This is a genomic window from uncultured Gemella sp. (assembly GCF_963519265.1).
Taxonomy (GTDB): domain Bacteria; phylum Bacillota; class Bacilli; order Staphylococcales; family Gemellaceae; genus Gemella.
Map to the genome: position 1 here is coordinate 1 of NZ_CAUQNQ010000137.1, position 2,987 is coordinate 2,987.

General features: G+C 28.2%; 3 protein-coding genes. 2 read left to right on the forward strand and 1 reads right to left on the reverse strand.

Annotated elements, in window-relative coordinates; translation table 11 throughout:
- Window positions 1-623 precede the first annotated feature (623 nt).
- Together RWN11_RS08035 and RWN11_RS08040 are read left to right on the forward strand one after the other, a co-directional pair.
- Window positions 624-1,289 (forward strand): S24 family peptidase, encoded by a 666-nt coding sequence (locus RWN11_RS08035; protein WP_314161217.1) that lies wholly within the window; start codon window positions 624-626, stop codon window positions 1,287-1,289.
- Window positions 1,290-1,302: 13 nt separating this feature from the next.
- A complete protein-coding gene (locus RWN11_RS08040; protein WP_314161218.1) occupies window positions 1,303-2,109 on the forward strand; it encodes a type II toxin-antitoxin system PemK/MazF family toxin in 807 nt (268 codons plus the stop codon).
- A 336-nt stretch (window positions 2,110-2,445) separates the two neighbouring features.
- On the opposite strand, the gene RWN11_RS08045 is transcribed toward RWN11_RS08040, so the two are convergent.
- A partial coding sequence (locus RWN11_RS08045; RefSeq protein ID WP_314161219.1) for a DNA repair protein RadC occupies window positions 2,446-2,987 on the reverse strand: 542 nt, incomplete at its 5' end.

The window sequence follows — 2,987 nt, forward strand, 5'->3', positions numbered from 1 at the left end:
GAAATTGTACAGACGATTATTGGAATAAATCTATTGATTGTTTCAGTAGTTAGTGTTTGTATTGTAGCGTTAAAAAAAGACAATAAAAAATAACCATCTTTAGCTTTGGTTGGTTAGATGGTTATTTAAAACTATTTTACAAGCCACCGTCTTTAAAACGGCTCTCTCTTTTATGATTATATTTTAACATAGATGAAGTAGAAAAGCAAAGATTTTGAAATATTAATCTTTCTATAATTTTTCAAATTGTTTGCACCTCAAATACCCTTATTCTAGAATTCTTCACCCATTAAAAATATTCCATACAAAAAAGCTAGGAAAAATTCCTAGCTTAACATTCACACTTGAAATATAGGTAGTGAATCACCTTCCTTTATACTACTATATTTCTACTAGAAAATCAATTTTTATATTTTGTTTTAAAAAATTATCATATTAATAAATCTATACTTATTATTTTATATAATTGAATTTCATTTTGTCTTCTTTCTATTTTGTAAGTTCAAATACTCGAACTTAATTTTATTATATACTAACATTTTCTAATTTCTAACAAGAAAGTTCAATTTCTTTGAACTTTTATTAAAATCATGATATTATGAATCTAACAGGAGGTGAAGTTTATGGCGACTTCTACTGAAAGAATAAATCAAATAATGAAAGAAAAAAAATTAAGACAAATAGATGTTCTTAATTTAGCTAAACCATTTCAACAGAAATATAATATAAAATTTTCTAAAAGTCACTTATCTCAATATGTAAATGGTAAATCGAATCCAGATAACAAAAAAATCTTCTTATTATCAAAAGTATTTGGCATTACAGAAGCATGGTTATTAGGATACAATGTACCTAGATATGAAAGAATAGAAAATACTGGACCTCAAACCCCACAAGGCCTAAAGATTCCAGTATTAGGAACAGTTGCAGCAGGAATACCTATTTCAGCTGTTGAAGAAATCCTAGACTATGAGGAAGTACCTCAATCGTGGAAAAACCAAGGTGAATTCTTTGGACTTAGAATTAAAGGTGACAGCATGAAACCAGATATAAATCATGGAGATACTGTTATAGTAAGGAAACAATCAACAGCTAACAATGGAGATGTGGTGATCACTCTAGTAAATGGGGATGAGGTCACTTGTAAGAAGTTTGAAAAGCTTGATAATGGAATAATACTAATATCTAATAACTCAGAATACTCACCTATGTACTTTTCAAATGAAGAAGTAGTAACAAAACCAGTAGTAATTTTAGGACGAGTTGTTGAGTTAAGAAGGAAGTTTTAGAAAGGAAGGAATAATGAAATCAATATTTAAAGAAGCTCAAAGAATATTTGTAAGTGTCATGGAATATCATCAGTATAAATTCAAATATCTTCCAGAATCAGTTTTATTTAAAGCTAAACAATTTTATAAAGAGGCTCAAGGGAAAAATACTAAGTTCTTTCCAAAGTTTAAACGAGGAACAATTGTGTATGTGAAATTTGGAGTTAATATTGGTTCTGAATTGAGTGGTAACCATTTTGCTATTGTATTAGATAAATACGATAAGGTTACAAAGAGTACAATCACAGTAGTTCCACTGTCTTCAAAAAACAATAAATATTATCAAGAACTAAATCCTTATGATAATATTTATTTTAAAAATTCTAAGTATCACCTTAATAAAATCGATGAGTTGATATCTAAATGGGAAGTAAAATCCAAGGAATATATTTCTGAAATCGATGCTTCAAGACCTAACAATCTTAATGATTTTAAAAATTATGTAACGAAATTATTAATAGCAAATGATGGAATTATGACTGACGATATTCAAAAAAATATAAACAACTATTCCGAAGAATTAATAACCAAGGCATTATATAAATTAAAAAAAGGAAATAAAGAATTCTTAGAATCTAAAGACCAACACTTTAAAGGTATAGAAAAATATAAGAAATATAAAAATAAAGATAGTTATGCTTGTGTGAATATGATACAAACTATAGACAAAAGAAAACTGACACCAGTTTCAAAATTTGAAAGTGCTGGAAATATTACAATTTCAGAAGAATCAATGAATCTTATAGAAAACAGAATAAGAAAGATTTACTTTAACATTTGACAAATAAATAAAAAAATGAGATACTATTAATATAAATTAGTGGTGAAACATCCACAACAATATCATTATTCGCTGTGAAACATCAGCATCAATATCATATTAAGAGTATCTCAATACGAGGTACTCTTTTCTTTTTTATAACTAAAAAGTTGATCCACTTGATATTTTATATTATAATTAAGTTACTAACATAGATACTTAATTATATCTATCGCAAATCTTAACTAGAACTTAGTGATCGTAACCGTTGGTAACTAATTACTGACGGTTTTTCTTTTTTAACTAGTCAAAATCAATCAGTTTAGACAAAATAAAAACTCTCTACGCTTCCTCCTTTTAATACTCCCCTACAACCTTATATTTTCTCAGTATATATTTTAATTGTTCACCTGTAACATCTTCGTATTTATAATCTATATTTTCAACTGCTAGATAATTCAATACTTTCCTAATGCTGACGTATCCTTTTTTAGCCACTACGATATGATCTAGCATTTCAATACCAACTATTTCACCAACTTCCATTAGATTTATCGTCGTTTTAATATCTTCTATGGAAGGTGTTGCATCTCCACTTGGGTGATTATGCACACAGACGATGCTTGAAGCACTATTTTTTATCGCTAGTTTAAATACTTCCCTTGGATGCACCACCGACATAGATAAGCTACCTTTGAATACTTCTCTTTTTTCAATTATTTTACCTTTTGTATCAATATCTAATACTACGAAAACTTCTTGCGTTAAATTCTCTAAAGATGATTTTAGATAATTGGCTATTGACTGAGGGCTATCACACTTCACATCTAGAACATTTGTCGCGTATATTCTTCTTGCAAACTCTATATTCGCCAGAATATGTATCGCCTTTTCCTCAC

Bases quoted from the DNA above. Each gene is read 5' to 3' on its own strand.
- RWN11_RS08035 (WP_314161217.1), top strand. From the start codon at position 624: ATGGCGACTTCTACTGAAAGAATAAATCAAATAATGAAAGAAAAAAAA.
- RWN11_RS08040 (WP_314161218.1), top strand. From the start codon at position 1,303: ATGAAATCAATATTTAAAGAAGCTCAAAGAATATTTGTAAGTGTCATG.